Origin of the sequence: Verrucosispora sp. WMMA2044, assembly GCF_027497155.1 — a bacterium.
GTDB classification, from domain to species: Bacteria; Actinomycetota; Actinomycetes; order Mycobacteriales; family Micromonosporaceae; genus Micromonospora; species Micromonospora palythoicola.
This window is the reverse complement of sequence record NZ_CP114913.1, coordinates 512,428-530,773: the sequence shown is the minus strand read 5'-3', so window position 1 is coordinate 530,773 and position 18,346 is coordinate 512,428. Positions and strand designations below refer to the sequence as shown.

The window sequence follows — 18,346 nt, the reverse complement described above, 5'->3', positions numbered from 1 at the left end:
CAGTTTGGTGACGGGACCACTACTGTCGGAAGGCATCGAGGCTGGTGGTGGCCCTGGTGCGGGATGCGGAGGCCGCCGAGGAATGCCGAGTGGTTCTCGGCCGGCGATTGTGGAGGCAGTGTGGAGCAGACCACGGCGGACCTGATCCGGTCCCAGCTACGCCGGCTACGCGTCACCGCCGGGTTGAGCCAGGAGGAGTTCGGGAAACTGGTGCACTACTCGGCGTCGATGGTCTCCGCCGTGGAGACCGGCGCCCGGCCGTACGATCGCCAGCTCCTGGCCCGGGCCGACGAGGTGCTGACCTCGGACGGGCTGCTGGGGTCGCTGCTGCGGATCGCCGAGCGGGAGGGGCAGCCGTCCTGGTTTCTGCCCTGGCTGGACGCCGAACGCCAGGCCCGGCAGCTACGGGTCTTCCAGCCGACGCTGGTCCCCGCGCTGCTCCAGACCGAGGGCTACGCCCGCGCGGTGATCCGCTGCGACGACCTGCTCAGCGACGACGAGGTGGAGCAGCGGGTGGCCGCCCGGCTGGACCGGCAGGCCATCCTCGACCAGCCCGACCCGCCGCAGCTCATCGCGGTCGTCGACGAGGCGATCCTGCACCGGCGGGACGAGCGCTTCCGGACGCTCATGGGGCACCAGATCGAGCACCTGATCGCCTGCGCCGAGCGCCCCAGCGTGAGCGTCCACGTCGTACCGCTCAGCGTCGGGCTGCATATCGGCCTGTCCGGGCCGTTCTCGCTGGCCAGGGGCGCGGACGGCGGCTGGGTGGCGAGCCAGGAGACCCAACTGACCGCTGCGCCGACCGACAACGAGGCGAATCTGGCTACCCTGTTGGCGCGCTGGGAGACGGTGCGCAACGAGGCACTGTCCCGCCAGCAGTCGATCGCACTCCTCAACGAGATGGTGAAGTCATGGCCCTGAACGGCGCGACCTGGCGCACCTCCACCCGCAGCGGCAACACCGACTGCGTGGAGGTGGCCGACAACCTGCCCGGCCTGGTGGCCGTCCGGGACAGCAAGGACCGGCGGGGCCCGGTGCTGGCGTTCACCCCGTCGACCTGGCGGTCCTTCGTCGCAACGCTCAAGCGGACCTGACTCGCCGCGGCGGCTCGCGCTGAACCACCCACGCCCTCAGCTCGACAGCGTGCCCGCATCATCACCACGAGGCAACGGCACTACCCTGCCGAACAGGGCCGCCGGCTCGCCGGCCCGGCGGGCTCATTTCGACCCGGCGGCACCGCCGGAACAGCCGACGGGGAGACCGGATGGCGCAACACGAACCCGATGAGGCCGCGCCGAGACCTGCCGAGCGGGAACAGCACGACTCGAAGCCGCCAGGGGCAGCGCCGGGAGCCGACGACGCGACCGACGCGACGCAGCAGCGTCCGGCAGGTGCCGACGTCGGCCGCTTCGGCATCCCCGGGCGACCGCTGCGGCGCAACAGCTTCCTGGTCGGCTTCACCGGTGCGCTCGGCGTACTGCTCGCGTACGCGGTCTACCTGGGGGTGCGCAACGCCGCGGGGATCCTGGTCCTGGTGGTGATCGCGCTCTTCCTCGCGGTGGGCCTGCACCCGGCGGTGGTCCGGTTACGGTCCTGGGGGTTTCCGCGCGGGCTGGCCGTGGCGACGGTCGTGCTGATCGTGCTGGCGCTGCTGGCGGCCGGGGTGCTGGCGCTGGTGCCACCGATCGTGACCCAGTCCGGGCAGTTCGTCGAGCAGTTGCCGAGCTACCTGGAGTCGCTGCGCCGCAACGAGACGGTCAACGACCTGGTCGAGCAGTTCGACCTGATGCGCCGCGCCCAGGAGGCGACCAGCGCGGACATGGTCGGCCGGGCGTTGGGCGGGGTGCTCGGCGGTGCCCAACTGGTGTTCGGCACCGTCTTCCGGGTGCTCACCGTGCTGGTGCTGACCATCTACTTCCTGGTCTACTTCGACCGGCTCCGCAACCTGGCGTACGCGTTGGTGCCGCGTTCCCGTCGGCAGCGGGTGCAGCTGATCGGTGACGAGGTCCTGACCAAGGTCGGGGCGTACATGGTCGGCGCGCTCGCCATCGCCGTGCTGGCCGGAGCGAGCACCTTCGTGTTCGCGCTGATCGTCGGCCTGCCGTACCCGTTCGCCCTGGCCGTGGTCGTCGCGGTGACCGACCTCATCCCGCAGATCGGCGCCACCCTCGGCGCGGTGATCGTCAGCCTGGTCGGCTTCGCCACCGATCCCTCGGTCGGCATCGCCTGCGTGATCTTCTTCGTGGTCTACCAGCAGGTCGAGAACTACCTCATCTACCCCAAGATCATGCGGCGGTCGGTGCAGGTGAACGAGGTCGCCGCGCTGGTGGCCGCGCTGCTCGGGGTTTCGCTGGTGGGGGTGATCGGCGCACTGATCGCCATCCCGACGGTCGCCGCCATCCAGCTCATCCTCCGTGAGGTGGTCCTCCCCCGCCAGGACGCCCGCTGACCTGCCGGGCCAGGGCGGACCGGCAGAGGCCCGCCAGCGCGGTTCAGTCGGCCTGGCGCTGCGGTGGGCCCGACACCGGGACGTCGGCGAACGCGGCGACCGTCCGGTCGGCGTACGCGCTGGCGTCGCCGGTCTCCATCGGGCCGTCCCAGGTGGTCGGCAGCGGCACCGGCACCGCCGGGTTGACCCGCCGCACCACCTCGTCCAGCGCGGTCTCGGCGTCACCGACCCAGAGGTGCTTGGCGCCGGGCACACCGACCACCTCCGCCTGCGGGATCGCCGCGAACCGCTCGCGGGCCTGCTCCGGGCGCAGGTAGTCGTCGAACTCCGGCACCAGGGCGGTGACCGGCTTTCCCGACTCGGCCCACTGGGCCAGATCGGCCGGGCCGGAATAGCGCAGCGGCGGGGAGAGCAGGATCGCGCCGGTCACCGCCGGGTCGCAGCCGTAGCGCAGCGCCAGGTCGGTGCCGAACGACCAACCCAGCAACCAGACGTTCGGCAGTTCGTGGAACTCGGCGTACTCGATGGCGGCGGCGACGTCGAAGCGCTCACCGACGGCGGAGTCGAAGCTGCCCTCGCTGGTGCCGCGCACACTGCTGGTGCCCCGGGTGTTGAACCTGAGCACGGCCAGGTCGGCCAGGGCGGGCAGACGCCAGGCCGCCTTGCGGAACAGGTGGCTGTCCATCATTCCGCCGTGGGTGGGCAACGGATGCAGGCAGACCAGGGTAGCGGCCGGTTCCCGGTCGACCGGGCGGGCCAACTCGCCGACCAACCGCAGGTCGTCCGCGGTGTGCAGCTCGATGTCCTCTCGATGCCCGGGCAGGATCGAGGAGGCACGGATCGGTGCGCTCATGCCTCCAGTCTCCCGTTTCGCCGCCCCCGCTGGATCACCGGGGCCCGACGGTCGCGGGCACGCCAGCAACCGGTGTGCCAGTGCCGACGGTCGGTGAGATCGCCCCGGCCGTCCGCCGGCCAGGCCACGACGTGCGCCACACCGGGCCGGATCTCCTGGTCGCAACCAGGGCAGCGGTACGTCTTGGTGGACGCGCCGCCGCTGATGCCGCGCACCTGCCACTCCCCGTCCCGCCACTGCTGGACCGCGGCGACGCCGTGCCGGGCGCGCTCGGCGTCGAGGCGCACCGCGTCGTCGCGGCGGGGACGGTTACGACGGGGACTCACGTCGTCAAGCGTACGGTCGAGCCGTCGCGACCCGGTCAGCGGCGGGTGTGGTCGCGGAACCCCCGACCGGTCTTGCGGCCCAGGTAGCCGGCGGTGACCAGGTGCTCCAGCAGCGGTGCCGGGGCGAACCCGGGCTCGCGCAGCTCCAGGTACAGCTCCCGCTGGATGGCCAGCGCCACGTCCAGGCCCACCACGTCGAGCAGCTCGAACGGCCCCATCGGGTAGCCGCAGCCCAGCTTCATCGCGTGGTCGATGTCGTCGGCGGTGGAGTAGCTGGCCTCCAACATCCGCACCGCGTCGTTGAGATACGAGAACAGCAGCGCGTTGACGATGAAACCGGACCGGTCGCCGCAGACCACGCCGGTCTTGCCCAGCGTGGCGCTGACGACCTGCGCGGTGGTGACGGTCTCGGCGGAGGTACGGATCGTCCGGACGATCTCCACCAGCGGCATCGCCGGGGCCGGGTTGAAGAAGTGCAGACCCACCACGTCGGCCGGGCGCTGGGTGGCCATCGCCATCTCGATCACCGGCAGCGACGAGGTGGTGGTCGCCAGCACCACACCCGGCTTGCAGATCTCGTCCAGGCTGGCGAAGAGGGCCTTCTTGACGCTGAGTTCCTCGACCACCGCCTCGACCACCAGGTCCACGTCGGCCAGGTGGTCCAGCGTCGCCGACCAGTTGATCCGACCGAGCGCGGCATCCCGGTCGACCTCGCTGAGCCGGCCCCGGACCACGCCCTTGTTGAGCGACGTCCGCACCGCCTCGAAGACCTTGGCCGACTGCTCCGCGCCCCGGGTCACCGACACGACCTCGTAGCCGGCGTTGGCGAAGACCTCGATGATCCCGGTCGCCATGGTCCCGGAACCCACGATGCCGATCTTGGTAACAGCCTGGTCGGACGCCGCCGGTTCCGTCGTGGTCGGGGTCTGCTCGTCCGGTACGACCTTCGGCGAGCCGGGCCGCTCGTAGGTGTAGAAGCCCCGGCCGGACTTCCGCCCGAGCAGCCCTGCGGTCACCATCTGCTTGAGCAACGGCACCGGGGCGTGCCGACGGTCCCGGCCGCCACGCCGGTACATGGTGTCCAGAATCTCGTACGCGGTGTCCAGGCCGATCAGGTCCATCAGCGCGAGCGGACCCATGGGCAGTCCGCAGCCGAGCTTCATGGCCGCGTCGATGTCCTCGCGGGTGGCGTACCGGGACTCGAACAGGTCGACGGCGTGGTTGAGGTAGCCGAAGAGCAGGGCGTTGGCGATGAACCCGGCCCGGTCGCTGATGGTGACGTCGACCTTGCCGAGCCGCTTGCAGAGCGCCTCCACGTCGGCCACCACGTCGGCGGAGGTGACCACCGTGCGTACCACCTCGACCAGCTTCATCACCGGCGCCGGATTGAAGAAATGGATGCCGACGACCTGGTTGGGACGCGCGGTGGCCACGGAAATCTCGGTCACGCTCAGCGACGAGGTGTTGGTGGCGAGGATGGCCTCGGGCTTGCAGACCCGATCCAGCTCGGCGAAGAGCCGCTGCTTCAGATCGAGGTGCTCGGGTACCGCCTCGATCACCAGGTCCACCGAGTGCAGCGCGTCCAGCCCGACGGCGAAGGTGACCCGGCCCAGCAGCGCGTCCCGGTCGGCCTCGGCGAGCTTGCCCCTGGCCACCGCCCGGTTCGTCGAGCCGGTCAGGTTCGCCCGCCCACGGTCGAGCGCGGCGTCGGAGATCTCCACGGCCACCACGTCGATGCCGTTGCGGGCGAATACCTCGACGATGCCGGCACCCATGGTGCCCAGACCCACCACACCCACGCTGGCGAACTCGCGCGTCACGACCCGGCCTCCCCTGTGCGCAACGACACGACCGAACGTTAACGGCCGCTAAGGTTATGCGCGCGAGTCTGCCACGTGACGCACCGTTGTCGAGGCGTCGTGGCACATGTCACCGATGTCCCGGTTTACCCGCCCGACCCGGTCGGCGGTCGACCAGGCCCGGGTCGGCAGCGGACCCGGCTCAGTGAGGGTCGACCCCGGCGAGGGCGAGCAGTTCGGCGACGAACTCCGCCGGGCGCTCCAGGTGTGGGCTGTGTCCGCAGCCGGACAGCACCACCTCCCGGTAGCTGCCGCCGGTCTCGGCGTACCGGTCGAGCACCGCGCGGGTCTGCCCGATCATCGGCTGCGGTGGGCACTCCTGCGCCCCGGGCCAGCCGGGCACCAGGCCCAGCGCCCCCAGCTGCGCCAGGTCGAACAGTGAGGTGTCCGAGACGATCACGTCAGAGTCACCGCGGATCCAGGTGACCGGGGGCTTCGGTGTCACGGCCACCAGCTCCTCGGCGACCCGGAACCGCGCCAGCGCGTTGAGCACGCCACGGCCGCCCGGCGCGCTACCCGGCCAGTTCGGCGAGCTAACCGCGTCGCCGGGGTAGTTGTCCGGGCCGGTGGCGGTGGAGAGCACGCTGTCGAGCAGCGGTTCCTCGTCGTCGCCGAGGCAGGCGGGGTCCGCCACGTAGGCCGCCCGCAGCACGCTGCGCGGGCTGGTCCGGGCCTCCGCGCTGCGGTCACCGGCGGCCAGCCGCGCGACGAAGTCACCGTTCGCCGTGCCGGCGCCGGAGCCGGCCCGGTCGGGCGTGGTCGGCGTGCCGGCCAGGTCGCGGGTGGCGCCGAAGCCGTACGGGGACACCGGTGCCGCGAGCAGCAGCCCGACGATGCGGTCGGGGTGGTCCACCAGCAGGCGCATCGCCACTCCGCCGCCGAGCGAGTGGCCGACCACCACGGGCCGGGTGCCCTCGGCGAAGAGCGACGGCTCGTCGAGCAAAGCCGCCACGTCGTCGGCGAAGTCGGTCAGGCCCCGGGTGGCGTCGACCGGGGCGGTCTGCGTGGCGCCGTAGCCACGCAGGTCCGGCGCGACCACCCGCAGGGTCGCCGGCAGGCGGCGCACCAGCGGCTCCCAGAAGGCGGCCGAGGAGCAGTTGCCGTGCACGAGCAGCACCGGCACGCCGTCGGCGGGTCCGGCCACCCGGACGGCCTGGGTGATTCCGTTCGCGGTCACGGTGCGCTGCTGGCTCTCCATCCGCGGCATGCTGCCACGATCGACACCACCGGTCCATATGGCCGGCACCCACGAGGCCGGGCCCCCTCGGGTGGCGGACACCCACGCGTCCCGGGCGGAACTTGTGGCCGGAAACCACGCGTGCAGGCCGGCATGCAACAGCCGGGACCGGGACTCGGTCGTCAGCGGTGGACGCCGACCACCGCCGCCGCGTCCGGCACTCCGGCCTGCCCGGGCACCACCGGTGTCGCGACCGTGGCGGGCAACGGACGGATCGGTCGTCGCTCCTGGCGCGGCAGTTCGAAGCTCAGGCCCACCGGATCCGTGCGGGCCACGCCGGGGTCGAAGAACCTAAGCTCGGTACGGCCGATCCGGATCACGTCGCCGTCGCTGAGCCGGACGACCTCGGTTGCCCGGAGGTCGTTCACCCAGGTGCCGTTCGTAGACCCGAGATCCACCAGAGAGGCACCCTCGCCGGCCCGCCAGATCTCGACATGCCGCCGACTCAGATGCGGGTCGTGAACCACGATGTCGACCGCCGGATCACGGCCGATCACCTGCGGCCGGCGCGGCAGCCGGAAGCGCCACCCCCGCATCGGCCCGGCAGCCACCGTCAGCAGCGGCATCAGTTGCGGATGTTCCTCCATGGACGGTCAGCCCCTCCACCCGTGTGACGATCCCGGGTCAGCGTTTCACCACCGGGCGTCCACCTCCACCATCCAGCCGGATGCGTACCGGTAACCGTCCGGCTGCTTTGTGTTCACATATTCCACGGCGCCCGGCGACGGAACTACCGGGCGGGACGAGAGGTTCGTCCGATTCAACCGACCGGACGGCTGGGAGGATTCGCCCGTTTCCCGACCCCTACCGGCGAGTAATTCTCGCGTCTAGACTTCCGCCATGACGGCTGTGCTACCCCCCGGCACCCCAGCGGTCCAGGGCAACCAACTGATCTCGACCAGCCCGGCGTCCGGCGACGAAGCCGGGCGCGTCCCGGTCGCCACCTCGGTCGACGTCGAACGCGCCGTCGAGCGGGCCCGCGCCGCCGGCCAGTGGTGGGCGGGGCTCGGTTTCACCGGGCGACGGGAGCGGCTGCTGCGCTGGCGGCGGCTGCTCGCCCAGCGGATGGAACAGTTGGCCGCCCTGATGCACGCCGAGGGTGGCAAGCCGGTCGCCGACGCACTCGTCGAGATCGTGACCACGGTGGAGCACGTGGACTGGGCGGCCCGTAACGCCCGGCGGGTGCTGGGCCCCCGGCGGGTCCGCTCGCGGCTCGTGCTCGCCGAGTTCTCGGCCCACCTGGAGTACCAGCCGCACGGCGTGGTCGGCGTGATCGGTCCGTGGAACTATCCCGTCTTCACCCCGATCGGCTCCATCGCGTACGCGTTGGCGGCCGGTAACGCGGTGGTCTTCAAGCCCAGCGAGTACACCCCGGTCGTCGGTCAGTGGCTCGTCGACAGCTTCGCCGAGGTGGTGCCCGAACATCCGGTCCTCACCGCGGTGCACGGGCTCGGCGACGTCGGCGCCGCCCTGTGCCGGGCCGGCGTCGACAAGCTCGCCTTCACGGGCTCGACGGCCACCGCCAAGAAGGTGATGGCGGCGTGCGCCGAGTCGTTGACCCCGGTGCTGGTGGAGGCCGGCGGCAAGGACGCCATGATCGTGGACGCCGACGCCGACCTGGACGCCGCCGCCGACGCCTGCGTCTGGGGAGCGATGACCAACGCCGGGCAGACCTGCATCGGCATCGAACGGGTCTACGCCGTGGAGCCGGTCTTCGACGCGTTCGTCGACAGGGTCGTCGAGCGCGCGGGCCGGCTCACCGTCGGCCCCGACCACGCCGACATCGGCCCGATCACCATGCCGAGTCAGCTCGACGTGATCCGGCGGCACATCGAGGACGCGGTGGCCCGTGGTGGTCGGGCGGTGCTCGGCGGGCCGGACGCGGTACGCCCGCCGTACGCGCACCCGACCGTGCTGGTCGAGGTGCCGGAGGAGGCTGCCGCCGTACGCGAGGAGACCTTCGGCCCCACCCTGACCATCAACCGGGTCCGCACCGCCGACGAGGCGCTCGCCCGGGCCAACGCCCTGCCGTACGGGCTGGGCGGTTCGGTCTTCGGTCAGCGGCGCGCGGTCGCGATCGCCCGGCGGTTGCGCTCCGGGATGGCCTCGGTCAACTCGACGCTCACCTTCGCCGGCATGTCCACCCTGCCGTTCGGCGGGGTCGGCGAGTCCGGCTTCGGCCGCATCCACGGCGAGGACGGGCTGCGCGAGTTCGCCCGGGCCAAGGCGGTCACCCGCCGCCGGGGGCGTTCGCTGCTGCCGTCGACCACCTTCGAGCGCACCGAGGCCGACGTGAGCCGGCTGGTGAAGGCGGTCAAGCTGATCTACGGCCGGTGACCGGCTAGAAGAGCGTCAGTTCGTCGCGCTCGATGCCCCGCAGCCGGTCGTAGTCGACCACCACGCAGCGGATTCCCCGGTCGGTGGCGAGCACCCGGGCCTGCGGCTTGATCTCCTGCGCGGCGAAGACCCCGGCGACCGGTGCGAGCAGCGGATCACGGTTGAGCAGTTCCAGGTAGCGGGTGAGCTGCTCGACTCCGTCGATCTCGCCACGGCGCTTCACCTCGACGGCGACCGTGCCCTGGTTGGCATCCCGGCAGAGCAGGTCGACCGGGCCGATCGCGGTCATGTACTCGCGGCGGATCAGGGTGTACCCGTCACCCAGCGTCTCGGGATTGGCCGCCAGCAACTCCTGGAGGTGGGCCTCCACGCCGTCCTTGCGCAGCCCGGGATCGACACCCAGCTCGTACGAGGTGTCCTGGAAGATCTCCTCCAGGGTGATCCGCAGTTCCTCGCCGGCCTTGTTCACCACCCGCCAGACGCCCGGGGCCTCCTCCAGCCGGCACGGTGGGCTCATCCAGTTCAACGGCTTGTACGCCCGGTCGTCGGCGTGGATGGAGACCGATCCGTCCGCCTTCACCATCAGCAGCCGGGTGGCCGGCGGCAGGTGGGCCGAGAGCCGTCCGACATAGTCCACCGAGCATTTCGCAATCACCAACCGCACCCGAGCAGGGTAGCGGAGTCACCGGCCGTCGCCACCGAGCGGCGCTGGCGTGCCGGTGCCATGCTGGGCTGGTGCTCGAAGTGCTCACCGGTACCGGCCTCGCCGCCTCGGCGGGGCTGAACGCCTACATTCCGTTGCTGGTGACGGGCCTGCTGGCCCGCTACACCAGCGTGATAGACCTGCCTGGCGGGTGGCAGTGGCTCGGCAACGAGTGGGTGCTGGGCATCCTCGCGGTGCTGCTCGTGGTCGAGGTCGTGGCGGACAAGGTGCCCGTGGTGGACCACGTCAACGACATGGTGCAGACGGTCGTCCGGCCGACGGCCGGCGGGCTGGCGTTCGGGGCCGGTTCGGCGTCCGAGACGGTGACGGTCAGCGACCCGGACAGCTTCTTCGCCAGTGGCGGCCAGTGGTTGCCGGTGCTGGTCGGGGTGCTCATCGCGCTCGGCGTCCACCTGCTGAAGTCGACCGCGCGGCCGGTCATCAACGCCACCACGGCGGGCCTGGGGGCGCCGGTGGCGAGCACCGCCGAGGATGCCACGAGCGTGGTCATGTCGCTCGTCGCGATCATCCTGCCGGTGCTGGTGCTGGCGTTCCTGGTCGGCCTCGTGCTCGTCCTTCCGTGGCTGCTGCGCCGCCGGGCGGACCGGCGTCGGGAGCGGCAGGCGGCACGCGAGGCGGGCTTCCGCGTCTGAGCCCGGGCCGCCGGCTCGACCGAATCACCTCCTCAACCCGCCCTAAAGCCTAAAATTGGGGCAATCAACGGAGGAGGTTGGGTCATGACCGCAGCAATGGAGATGCCCCGGGTCCAGGAGTGCGTGGTCGCCGCGTGCGCGTACAACCACACCGGCGACTGCCACGCCTTCGCCATCACCATCGGCAGCCTGGACCACGCCCACTGCCACACCTTCATCGAGATGCCCGCCGTCCGGGCCGGTCTCGACGGGCAGATCGCCCAGGTCGGGGCGTGCCAGCGCGCCGACTGCCGGCACAACGAGCAACTGGAGTGCCAGGCACCGGCGATCCGGGTCGGTCCCGACGCCGACATGGCCGACTGCATGACCTACGACCACCGCTGAGCGCGCCGTCCGCGCGGATCCCGGCCACCCGCCGGGGTCCGCGCGTCACAGCTCGTTCGCCTGCCGGATGACGGTGACCAGCTCGTCGATGATCTCGGTGAGCGCGAAGTCCTTCGGGGTGAACACCCGAGCCACCCCGGCCGCGCGCAGCTGATCGGCGTCCCGGGTGGGAATGATGCCGCCGACCACCACCGGCAGATCCGGTCGGCCGGCGGCCCGCAACCCGTCGAGCACCGCCGGCACCGCCGCCAGGTGCGAGCCGGAGAGCACGGAGAGCCCGACCAGATCCACGTCCTCCTCCACCGCGGCGGCCACGATCTGCCCGGCGGTGAGCCGAATGCCCTGGTAGACCACCTCGAAGCCGGCGTCGCGGGCGCGGACCGCGATCTGCTCCGCGCCGTTGGAGTGCCCGTCCAGGCCGGGCTTGCCGACGAGCAGTCGCAGCCGCGCGTTGCCCAGTTCGCGGGCGGTGGTGGCGACCCGGGCGCGGACCTCGGCCAGCCCGTCGTCACCGCCGCTCGCGGACCCGCCCACCAGACCGGTGGGTGCCCGGTACTCGCCGAAGACCTGGCGCAGGGCCGCCGCCCACTCCCCCGTGGTCACTCCCACCCGAACGCACTCGAGCGTGGCCGTCATCAGGTTCGCCCTGGTCGCGGCGTCCGCGCGCAGCCGGGCCAGGGCGGCGTCCACCGCCGCCGCGTCGCGGTCGGCCCGCCAGGCGCGTACGGCCGCCGAGGCGGCGATCTCCACGGCGGGATCGACCTGTTCGACCGCCTCGGCACCGGCGGCGGTCAGCGGCGACGGCTCGGTCTCGGTGAACCGGTTGACGCCGACCACCACATCGCTGCCGGTCTCGATCCGTCGCCGCCGCTCGGCCAGGGAGGCCACCAGGGCGCTCTTGAGGTAGCCGGTCTCCACCGCGGCGACCACGCCGCCCATCTCCAGCACCGTCGTCAGCTCGGCCCGGGCACCGGTGACGATCTCGTCGACCAGCGCGGTCATCACGTGCGAGCCGTCGAACAGGTCCGGGTACTCCAGCAGGTCCGACTCGTAGGCGAGCACCTGCTGCATGCGCAGCGACCACTGCTGGTCCCACGGTCGGGGCAGGCCGAGCGCCTCGTTCCAGGCCGGCAGCTGCACCGCCCGCGCCCGTGCCTGCCGGGAGAGGGTGACCCCGAGCATCTCCAGCACGATCCGCGGCACGTTGTTCTCCGGCTGCGCCTCGGTCAGGCCGAGGGAGTTGACCTGCACGCCGTACCGGAAGCGGCGCTGCCGCGGGTCCGTCACGCCGTACCGGTCGCGGGTGAGCTGGTCCCACAGCGCGCCGAACGCGCGCATCTTGGCGATCTCCTCGACGAACCGCACCCCGGCGTTGACGAAGAACGACATCCGCTGCACCACGTCGCCCATCCGCCGCGCCGGCACCTGGCCGCCCTCGCGCACCGCGTCGAGCACCGCCACCGCCGTGGCCAGCGCGAACGCCACCTCCTGCACCGGCGTGGCCCCGGCCTCCTGGAGGTGGTACGAGCAGATGTTCACCGGGTTCCAGCGCGGCATCTCGCGCAGCGTGTACGCGATCACGTCGGCGGTCAGTCGCAGCGAGGCGGCCGGCGGGAAGATGTGCGTTCCCCGGGACAGGTACTCCTTGATGATGTCGTTCTGGGTGGTGCCGGCGCAGCGGGCCGGTTCGGCACCCTGTTCGCTGGCGACCGTGCCGTAGAGGCCGAGCAGCCACATCGCCGGCGCGTTGATGGTCATCGAGGTGTTCATGTCGGCCAGTGGAATGCCGTCGAAGAGCGCCCGCATGTCGCCCAGGTGCGACACCGGGACGCCGACCCGGCCGACCTCGCCGGTGGCGAGTTCGTGGTCGGGGTCGTACCCGGTCTGGGTGGGCAGGTCGAAGGCGACCGACAGGCCGGTCTGCCCCTTGGCCAGGTTTCGACGGAAGAGCGCGTTCGTCGCGGCGGCCGAGGAGTGCCCCGCGTACGTCCGCATCACCCAGGGACGGTCCCGCTCCGGCAGCCGGCCCATGAGTGCCTTCTCGTCCATGGCCGGAGTCTAAGTTACCGTTCAGTAGAACGGGTTGTGCAAAACCACACAACCTCCACCACCCCCGGTGCGGACGCCGGGTCACGGCGGGCCGCACACTTGACGGCATGAGTGACGACGTCGCGATCCGCGTCCGAGGGCTGCGCAAGACGTACGGCGGCAGCCCCGCGGTCGCCGGGCTGGACCTGGACGTCCACCGGGGCGAGGTGTTCGCCCTGCTCGGGCCGAACGGCGCCGGCAAGACCACCACCGTGGAGATCCTGGAGGGCTACCGCCAGCGCGACGCCGGCGAGGTACGCGTTCTCGACGTCGACCCGGCCAACCCGACGCGTGACTGGCGGGGGCGGGTCGGCATCGTCTTCCAGGGCACCGGTGAGTTCGACGAACTCTCCGTCGCCGAGGTGGTGCACCACTTCGCCGGCTTCTACCCCGACGCCGACGACCCCGACAAGGTGATCGAACGGGTCGGGCTGACCGGCAAGGCCCGCGCCCGGACGCACACCCTCTCCGGCGGACAGAAGCGCCGGCTCGACGTGGCGCTCGGCATCATCGGCCGCCCGGAACTGCTCTTCCTGGACGAGCCGACCACCGGCTTCGACCCGGAGGCCCGGCGGGAGTTCTGGGAGTTGATCCGTGATCTCGCCGCCGCCGGCACCACGATCGTGCTGACCACGCACTACCTGGACGAGGCCGAGGCGCTCGCCGACCGGGTGGGCGTGATCACCGGCGGCCGGCTGGTCGAGGTCGCCGCACCGAACCAGCTCGGCAACCGGCAGGAGGCGCTGGCCACGGTCTCCTGGCGTACTCCGGACGGCACGCTGGACAGCGCGCAGAGCGCGACGCCGACGGCGCTGGTGGCGGACCTCGCCGCGCGTTTCGGCGGCGAGGTGCCCGGCCTGACCGTCACCCGGCCCACCCTCGAAGACATCTACCTGACGATGATCGGACACCGATGACCACCACGACGAGACCGGCGGAGCCGGTCACCGCGGCAGCTCCGGCCCGGCGGAGCGGTCCGGCCGGCCTCGCCCTGCGGCAGGGGCGGCTGGAGATCCGGCAGTTCCTGCGCAGCCGCGAGTCCGTCGTGTTCACGCTTGGCTTCCCCCTCATCATGGTGCTGATCTTCGCGTCGATCTTCGACGAGGAGATCGCCCCCGGGGTGAGCTACACGCAGTACTTCATCACCGGCATGATCGCGACCGGCCTGATGACGGTCAGCTTCCAGAACCTCGGCATCTGGATCCCGATCGAGCGGGACCGGGGGGTGCTCAAGCGCTACCGGGGCACGCCGATGCCGAAGTGGGTCTGGTTCGCCGGCAAGGTGATCATGGTGCTGGTGACCGGTGTCGTGATGACCGCGCTGCTGCTCGCGGTGTCGGTGACGCTGTTCGACCTGGAGCTGCCGACCACCACCACGGCCTGGGTGACCTTCGGCTGGGTCAGCGCCCTTGGGGTGACCGCCTGCACGCTCTGCGGCATCGCCATCTCGTCGCTGGCCCGGACCGCCCGCAGCGGCTCGGCGGTGGTCACCCCGGTCGCGCTGGTGCTCCAGTTCATCTCCGGGGTGTTCTTCGTCTTCACCAACCTGCCGAGCTGGATGCAGCAGGTGGCGGCGCTGTTCCCACTCAAGTGGATGTGCCAGGGGCTACGGGCGGTCTTCCTGCCGGAGAGCTTCGGCGCGGACGAGCCCGGCGGCTCGTTCGAGCTGACCCGCGTCGCCGTGGTGCTGGGCGTCTGGTGCGTGATCGGCCTGGTGCTCTGCCTGACCACCTTCCGGTGGACCACCCGCCGCGACGGCTGAGCCATGGGGAGGGCCCGCCGGGCCCTCCCCCACGGCGGCGTCAGTACGAGTAGAAGCCCTGGCCGGTCTTGCGGCCCAGATCGCCCGCGGTGGCCATGCGCTGCAACAGCTCCGGCGGGAAGAACTTCTCGTCGGCGGTGTCGGTGTAGATGTTGCGGGTGGCGTTCAACAGCACGTCGACACCGGTCAGGTCGACCGTGGCCAGCGGACCCATCGCGTGCCCGAAGCCGAGCCGGCAGGCGGTGTCCAGGTCCTCGGCGGAGATCACGCCGGCCTCGACCAGCTTGACCGCCTCCATGGCCAGGGCGCAGATCAACCGGGTGGTGACGAAGCCGGCGATGTCGCGGTTCACCACCACGACGGTCTTGCCGATCTCCTCGGCGAAGGACTTCGCCCGCTCCAGGGTGGCGTCGCTGGTCTTGTAGCCACGCACCAGCTCGCAGAGCTTCATCATCGGCACCGGCGAGAAGAAGTGGGTGCCGACGACCGCCTCCGGGCGCTCGGTGGCCGTCGCGATCTGGGTCACCGGGATCGCCGAGGTGTTGGTAGCCAGCACCGCGTCCGCCTTGCAGATCTTGTCCAGCGCGCGGAACACCTCGTGCTTGATCTCCAGCTTCTCGAAGACCGCCTCGACGACGATGTCCGCGTCGCCGGCCGCCTCCAGCTCGGTGGTGGTGGTGATCCGCCCGAGCGTCGCCTCGACCTCGTCGTCGGAGAGCTTGCCCTTCTCCGCGAACTTCGCCAGCGACCGCCGGATGCCGTCCAGACCACGCGTCGTCGCCGTCTCGTCCAGATCCCGCAGCACCACCTGCCAGCCGGCCTGCGCCGCCACCTGGGCGATGCCCGAACCCATCAGACCGGCACCGATGACCGCGAGTCGACCCGCCATGCTGCTACTCCCTCGCTGCGAATGAGTGTCTGCCTGCACCCTAGTCGGCGAGCCTGAACGATGGCTAAGTCGCTCAGATGGTCAGCTCGGGTTCCTCCGGCGCGGTCGCCCGCTCCACCTCGATGCCCAGCGCCCGCAGGTCGGCCACGAAGTCGGGATAGCCCCGGTCCACGTGGTGCACGTGGGACACCTCGGTCACCCCGTCGGCGCAGAGCCCGGCGATGATGAGCCCGGCGCCGGCCCGGATGTCGGTCGCGCGGACCGGCGCGCCGGAGAGCCGCTCCCGGCCGCGTACCACCGCGTGATGCCCGTCGGTCTTGATGTCCGCGCCCAGCCGCATCATCTCGTTGGCGAACATGAACCGGCCGTCGAAGATGTTCTCGGTGATCAGCGAGGCGCCCTCGCTGAGCGCGGCGAGCCCGATCGCCATCGGCAACAGGTCGGTGGCGAAGCCCGGATAGGGCAACGTGACCACGTCCACCGCGCGGGGCCGGTCGTCCATGCGTACCCGGAAGCTGTCCGCCCGGGTCTCCACCATGCCGCCGGCCGTGACCACCTTGTCGAGCGCGACCTCCAGGAACGCGGGGTCGAGGCCGGTCACGGTCACGTCGCCACGGGTCATCGCCGCGCCGAACGCCCAGGTTCCCGCGACGATCCGGTCCCCCACCGTGGCGTGCCGGACCGGACTCAGCCGGGGTACGCCGACGATGGTGATCGTCGAGGTGCCCTCACCGTCGATGAGCGCACCCATCCGCTGGAGCATCGTGCAGATGTCGACGATCTCGGGCTCCCGGGCCGCGTTGTCGATCACGGTGGTGCCCTCCGCCAGCACCGCCGCCATGACGAGGTTCTCGGTCGCCCCGACGCTGGGAAAGTCCAGCACGATCTCCGCGCCCCGCAGCCCGTCCGGGGCCGAGGCGATCACGAAGCCGTGCTCGCCGGAGATGTCGGCACCCATCCGGGTCAACCCGGAGATGTGCATGTCCAGGCCCCGGGAGCCGATCGCGTCACCACCCGGATGGGCCACCCGCACGTACCCGCGTCGGGCCAGCAACGGACCCAGCACGCAGATCGACGCCCGCAGCCGGCGGACCAGGTCGTAATCGGCCTCGACGCCGGGCTGCTCCGGCACGTCGATGGTGACCGAACGGGACCGGGCCACCCCGCCGACCGCCACCATCGGGTCCACCGGATCGTCGGCGTCGAACCGTACGCCGCAACCGAGGCGGCGCAGCACCTCACCCATGATCGCGATGTCGGTGATCCGGGGCACATTCGTGATCACCGTACGACCGGGCGCGAGCAGCGCGGCGGCCATCAGCTTCAACGCCGAGTTCTTCGCACCGACCACGTGCACGGTGCCGGCGAGCCGGGCGCCACCGCGCACCCGGATGACGTCGACGTCGGCGAGCGCGGCGTCACCGGCGTCACCCGGGCCGACGCCCGCCGGCCAACCCGCGCCGTCGTCCGGTCGGGCCGGGATCGTCAGGTCCGGTATCCGTAGGCTGTGCGTCATGGCCGTCCACCTCACGCGCATCTACACCAAGGCCGGCGACGCCGGCATGACCAGGCTGAGCAACAACGAGCAGGTGCCGAAGAACGATCCGCGGATCGCCGCGTACGCCGACGTCGACGAGTGCAACGCCGCACTCGGCGTGGCACTCGCCCTGGGCCAGCTACCCGACGGGCTCCGCGCGGTGCTGGCGTCGATCCAGAACGACCTGTTCGACGTGGGCGCGGACCTGTCCACGCCCGTCGAACCGGACCCGAAGTACCCGCCGCTGCGGGTCACCGAGGAGTACGTCGAGCGCCTCGAGGGCTGGTGCGACGAGTACAACGCGCGCCTGAGCAAGCTCGACTCCTTCATCCTCCCCGGCGGCACCGCGGGCGCGGCGCTGCTGCACGCGGCGCGGACGATCGCCCGGCGCGCCGAGCGGTCGGCGTGGGCCCTCATCACCCACGACCCCGACCGGACCAGCCACCTCCCGGCAAAGTATCTCAACCGGCTGTCGGATCTGCTCTTTATCCTGTCAAGAACGGCAAATCCGGACGGAGACGTGCTATGGGTGCCCGGCGGAGGCCGGTGACCTTCGGTGCACTGCACCACGTGGAGGTCTGGATACCCGACCTGAACGCCGCAATGCGTAGCTGGGGCTGGCTGCTCGGCGAGTTGGGCTGGACGTCGTTCCAGCAGTGGCCGGTCGGCCACTCCTGGCGACTCGGCCCGACATACCTGGTGCTGGAGGCATCACCCGCACTCACCGGCATCCGGCACGACCGGCGCGCGCCGGGCCTCAACCACCTGGCCTTCCACGCCGGCCCGGCCGCCGCCGTGGACCGGCTGGTCGAGCAGGCGCCGGCGTACGGCTGGGAGCTGCTCTTCGCCGACCGGCACCCGTACGCCGGCGGGCCCGACACGTACGCCGGGTATCTGGCGGACGGGCAGGGGTACGAGGTGGAGTTGGTGGCCTCGGGCTGAGCTTGTCTTCGGGTTTGGTTGCTGTTTGGGGCTGGGGCTGACCGTGTCCGGCTCGTGGGTGGTTGCGGTGGGGCTGGGGGCGACCGTGCCCGGCTTCGGGCGGTCAGGCTTGATCCCTGCGCCGGGCACGGTCGCCCCCAGCCTGACCTGGTCGGACCTCGTCCGGGCGGAGGCCAGCCCGGGGTGGGTCTGCTGCGGTGGGGCTGCGGTCTGTGGTCGGTTGCTTCGGTGTGCGGATACGCCGCTGGCCGGCACCCGGGTTCGGGTGCCGGCCAGCGGTTTTCTGCTCCCCCTTGTGGAGGAATGTCTTCGGTTGTCGCCTGGTCG

Annotated in this window: 19 protein-coding genes; 10 read left to right on the top strand and 9 right to left on the bottom strand. The window is 71.4% G+C overall.

The window, feature by feature from the left end; all coding sequences use genetic code 11:
* Window positions 1-120: 120 nt before the first annotated feature.
* The 3 genes from O3597_RS02475 to O3597_RS02465 all read left to right on the top strand — a co-directional run bounded on the left by O3597_RS02475 (window position 121) and on the right by O3597_RS02465 (window position 2,449).
* The gene (locus tag O3597_RS02475) at window positions 121-921 is read left to right on the top strand and encodes a helix-turn-helix transcriptional regulator (RefSeq protein WP_281603148.1); all 801 of its coding nucleotides are present in this window, start codon (window positions 121-123) and stop codon (window positions 919-921) included.
* Complete coding sequence (locus O3597_RS02470; RefSeq protein ID WP_164447621.1) at window positions 912-1,094, top strand: DUF397 domain-containing protein; 183 nt, start codon at window positions 912-914, stop codon at window positions 1,092-1,094. The genes O3597_RS02475 and O3597_RS02470 overlap by 10 nt, the downstream gene beginning before the upstream one ends.
* A 170-nt stretch (window positions 1,095-1,264) precedes the next feature.
* Entirely contained in the window at window positions 1,265-2,449 is a 1,185-nt protein-coding gene (locus O3597_RS02465; RefSeq protein WP_164447622.1) for an AI-2E family transporter, read from the top strand.
* Window positions 2,450-2,492: 43 nt separating this feature from the next.
* Here the strand turns inward: O3597_RS02465 and O3597_RS02460 are convergent, their stop codons facing one another.
* From O3597_RS02460 to O3597_RS02440, 5 genes are all read right to left on the bottom strand, one after another.
* Window positions 2,493-3,302 carry an alpha/beta hydrolase gene (locus O3597_RS02460; RefSeq protein WP_164447623.1) on the bottom strand — a complete coding sequence of 270 codons (810 nt, stop codon included), beginning with the start codon at window positions 3,300-3,302 and terminating at the stop codon, window positions 2,493-2,495.
* On the bottom strand, window positions 3,299-3,589 hold the full coding sequence (locus O3597_RS02455) for a hypothetical protein (RefSeq protein ID WP_164447918.1): 291 nt from the start codon (window positions 3,587-3,589) through the stop codon (window positions 3,299-3,301). The genes O3597_RS02460 and O3597_RS02455 overlap by 4 nt, the downstream gene beginning before the upstream one ends.
* 74 nt (window positions 3,590-3,663) lie before the next feature.
* The gene (locus O3597_RS02450; RefSeq protein ID WP_281603147.1) at window positions 3,664-5,448 is read right to left on the bottom strand and encodes a 3-hydroxybutyryl-CoA dehydrogenase; all 1,785 of its coding nucleotides are present in this window, start codon (window positions 5,446-5,448) and stop codon (window positions 3,664-3,666) included.
* Between the two features lie 181 nt (window positions 5,449-5,629).
* On the bottom strand, window positions 5,630-6,685 hold the full coding sequence (locus tag O3597_RS02445) for an alpha/beta hydrolase (protein WP_281603146.1): 1,056 nt from the start codon (window positions 6,683-6,685) through the stop codon (window positions 5,630-5,632).
* 161 nt (window positions 6,686-6,846) lie between these two features.
* On the bottom strand, window positions 6,847-7,311 hold the full coding sequence (locus O3597_RS02440; protein ID WP_281603145.1) for an FHA domain-containing protein: 465 nt from the start codon (window positions 7,309-7,311) through the stop codon (window positions 6,847-6,849).
* A gap of 253 nt (window positions 7,312-7,564) precedes the next feature.
* On the opposite strand from O3597_RS02440, the gene O3597_RS02435 reads away from it, so the two are divergent.
* Window positions 7,565-9,061 (top strand): aldehyde dehydrogenase family protein, encoded by a 1,497-nt coding sequence (locus O3597_RS02435; protein WP_281603144.1) that lies wholly within the window; start codon window positions 7,565-7,567, stop codon window positions 9,059-9,061.
* A 4-nt stretch (window positions 9,062-9,065) separates the two neighbouring features.
* On the opposite strand, the gene nucS is transcribed toward O3597_RS02435, so the two are convergent.
* A complete protein-coding gene (gene nucS / locus O3597_RS02430) occupies window positions 9,066-9,725 on the bottom strand; it encodes an endonuclease NucS (protein ID WP_281603143.1) in 660 nt (219 codons plus the stop codon).
* Between the two features lie 71 nt (window positions 9,726-9,796).
* On the opposite strand from nucS, the gene O3597_RS02425 reads away from it, so the two are divergent.
* Window positions 9,797-10,417 (top strand): DUF4126 domain-containing protein, encoded by a 621-nt coding sequence (locus O3597_RS02425; protein WP_164447628.1) that lies wholly within the window; start codon window positions 9,797-9,799, stop codon window positions 10,415-10,417.
* A gap of 84 nt (window positions 10,418-10,501) precedes the next feature.
* Window positions 10,502-10,801 (top strand): DUF1540 domain-containing protein, encoded by a 300-nt coding sequence (locus tag O3597_RS02420; RefSeq protein WP_164447629.1) that lies wholly within the window; start codon window positions 10,502-10,504, stop codon window positions 10,799-10,801.
* 45 nt (window positions 10,802-10,846) lie between these two features.
* Here O3597_RS02420 and O3597_RS02415 read toward each other — a convergent pair whose 3' ends face one another.
* On the bottom strand, window positions 10,847-12,850 hold the full coding sequence (locus O3597_RS02415; RefSeq protein ID WP_281603142.1) for a protein meaA: 2,004 nt from the start codon (window positions 12,848-12,850) through the stop codon (window positions 10,847-10,849).
* A gap of 107 nt (window positions 12,851-12,957) precedes the next feature.
* On the opposite strand from O3597_RS02415, the gene O3597_RS02410 reads away from it, so the two are divergent.
* The gene (locus O3597_RS02410; RefSeq protein WP_281603141.1) at window positions 12,958-13,806 is read left to right on the top strand and encodes an ABC transporter ATP-binding protein; all 849 of its coding nucleotides are present in this window, start codon (window positions 12,958-12,960) and stop codon (window positions 13,804-13,806) included.
* Window positions 13,803-14,651 carry an ABC transporter permease gene (locus O3597_RS02405; RefSeq protein ID WP_164447632.1) on the top strand — a complete coding sequence of 283 codons (849 nt, stop codon included), beginning with the start codon at window positions 13,803-13,805 and terminating at the stop codon, window positions 14,649-14,651. Before O3597_RS02410 ends, O3597_RS02405 begins: the two co-directional genes overlap by 4 nt.
* Before the next feature lie 40 nt (window positions 14,652-14,691).
* Here the strand turns inward: O3597_RS02405 and O3597_RS02400 are convergent, their stop codons facing one another.
* Both O3597_RS02400 and murA read right to left on the bottom strand, forming a co-directional pair.
* Window positions 14,692-15,540, bottom strand: coding sequence for a 3-hydroxyacyl-CoA dehydrogenase family protein (locus tag O3597_RS02400; protein WP_281603140.1), 849 nt, complete (start codon window positions 15,538-15,540; stop codon window positions 14,692-14,694).
* Window positions 15,541-15,613: 73 nt separating this feature from the next.
* The gene (murA, locus tag O3597_RS02395; RefSeq protein WP_281603139.1) at window positions 15,614-17,056 is read right to left on the bottom strand and encodes a UDP-N-acetylglucosamine 1-carboxyvinyltransferase; all 1,443 of its coding nucleotides are present in this window, start codon (window positions 17,054-17,056) and stop codon (window positions 15,614-15,616) included.
* Here murA and O3597_RS02390 point away from each other — a divergent pair.
* Both O3597_RS02390 and O3597_RS02385 read left to right on the top strand, forming a co-directional pair.
* Window positions 17,055-17,627 (top strand): cob(I)yrinic acid a,c-diamide adenosyltransferase, encoded by a 573-nt coding sequence (locus O3597_RS02390; RefSeq protein ID WP_164447635.1) that lies wholly within the window; start codon window positions 17,055-17,057, stop codon window positions 17,625-17,627. The two genes, murA and O3597_RS02390, sit on opposite strands and share 2 nt — an antisense overlap.
* A complete protein-coding gene (locus O3597_RS02385; RefSeq protein ID WP_281603138.1) occupies window positions 17,603-18,019 on the top strand; it encodes a VOC family protein in 417 nt (138 codons plus the stop codon). Before O3597_RS02390 ends, O3597_RS02385 begins: the two co-directional genes overlap by 25 nt.
* Window positions 18,020-18,346 lie beyond the last annotated feature (327 nt).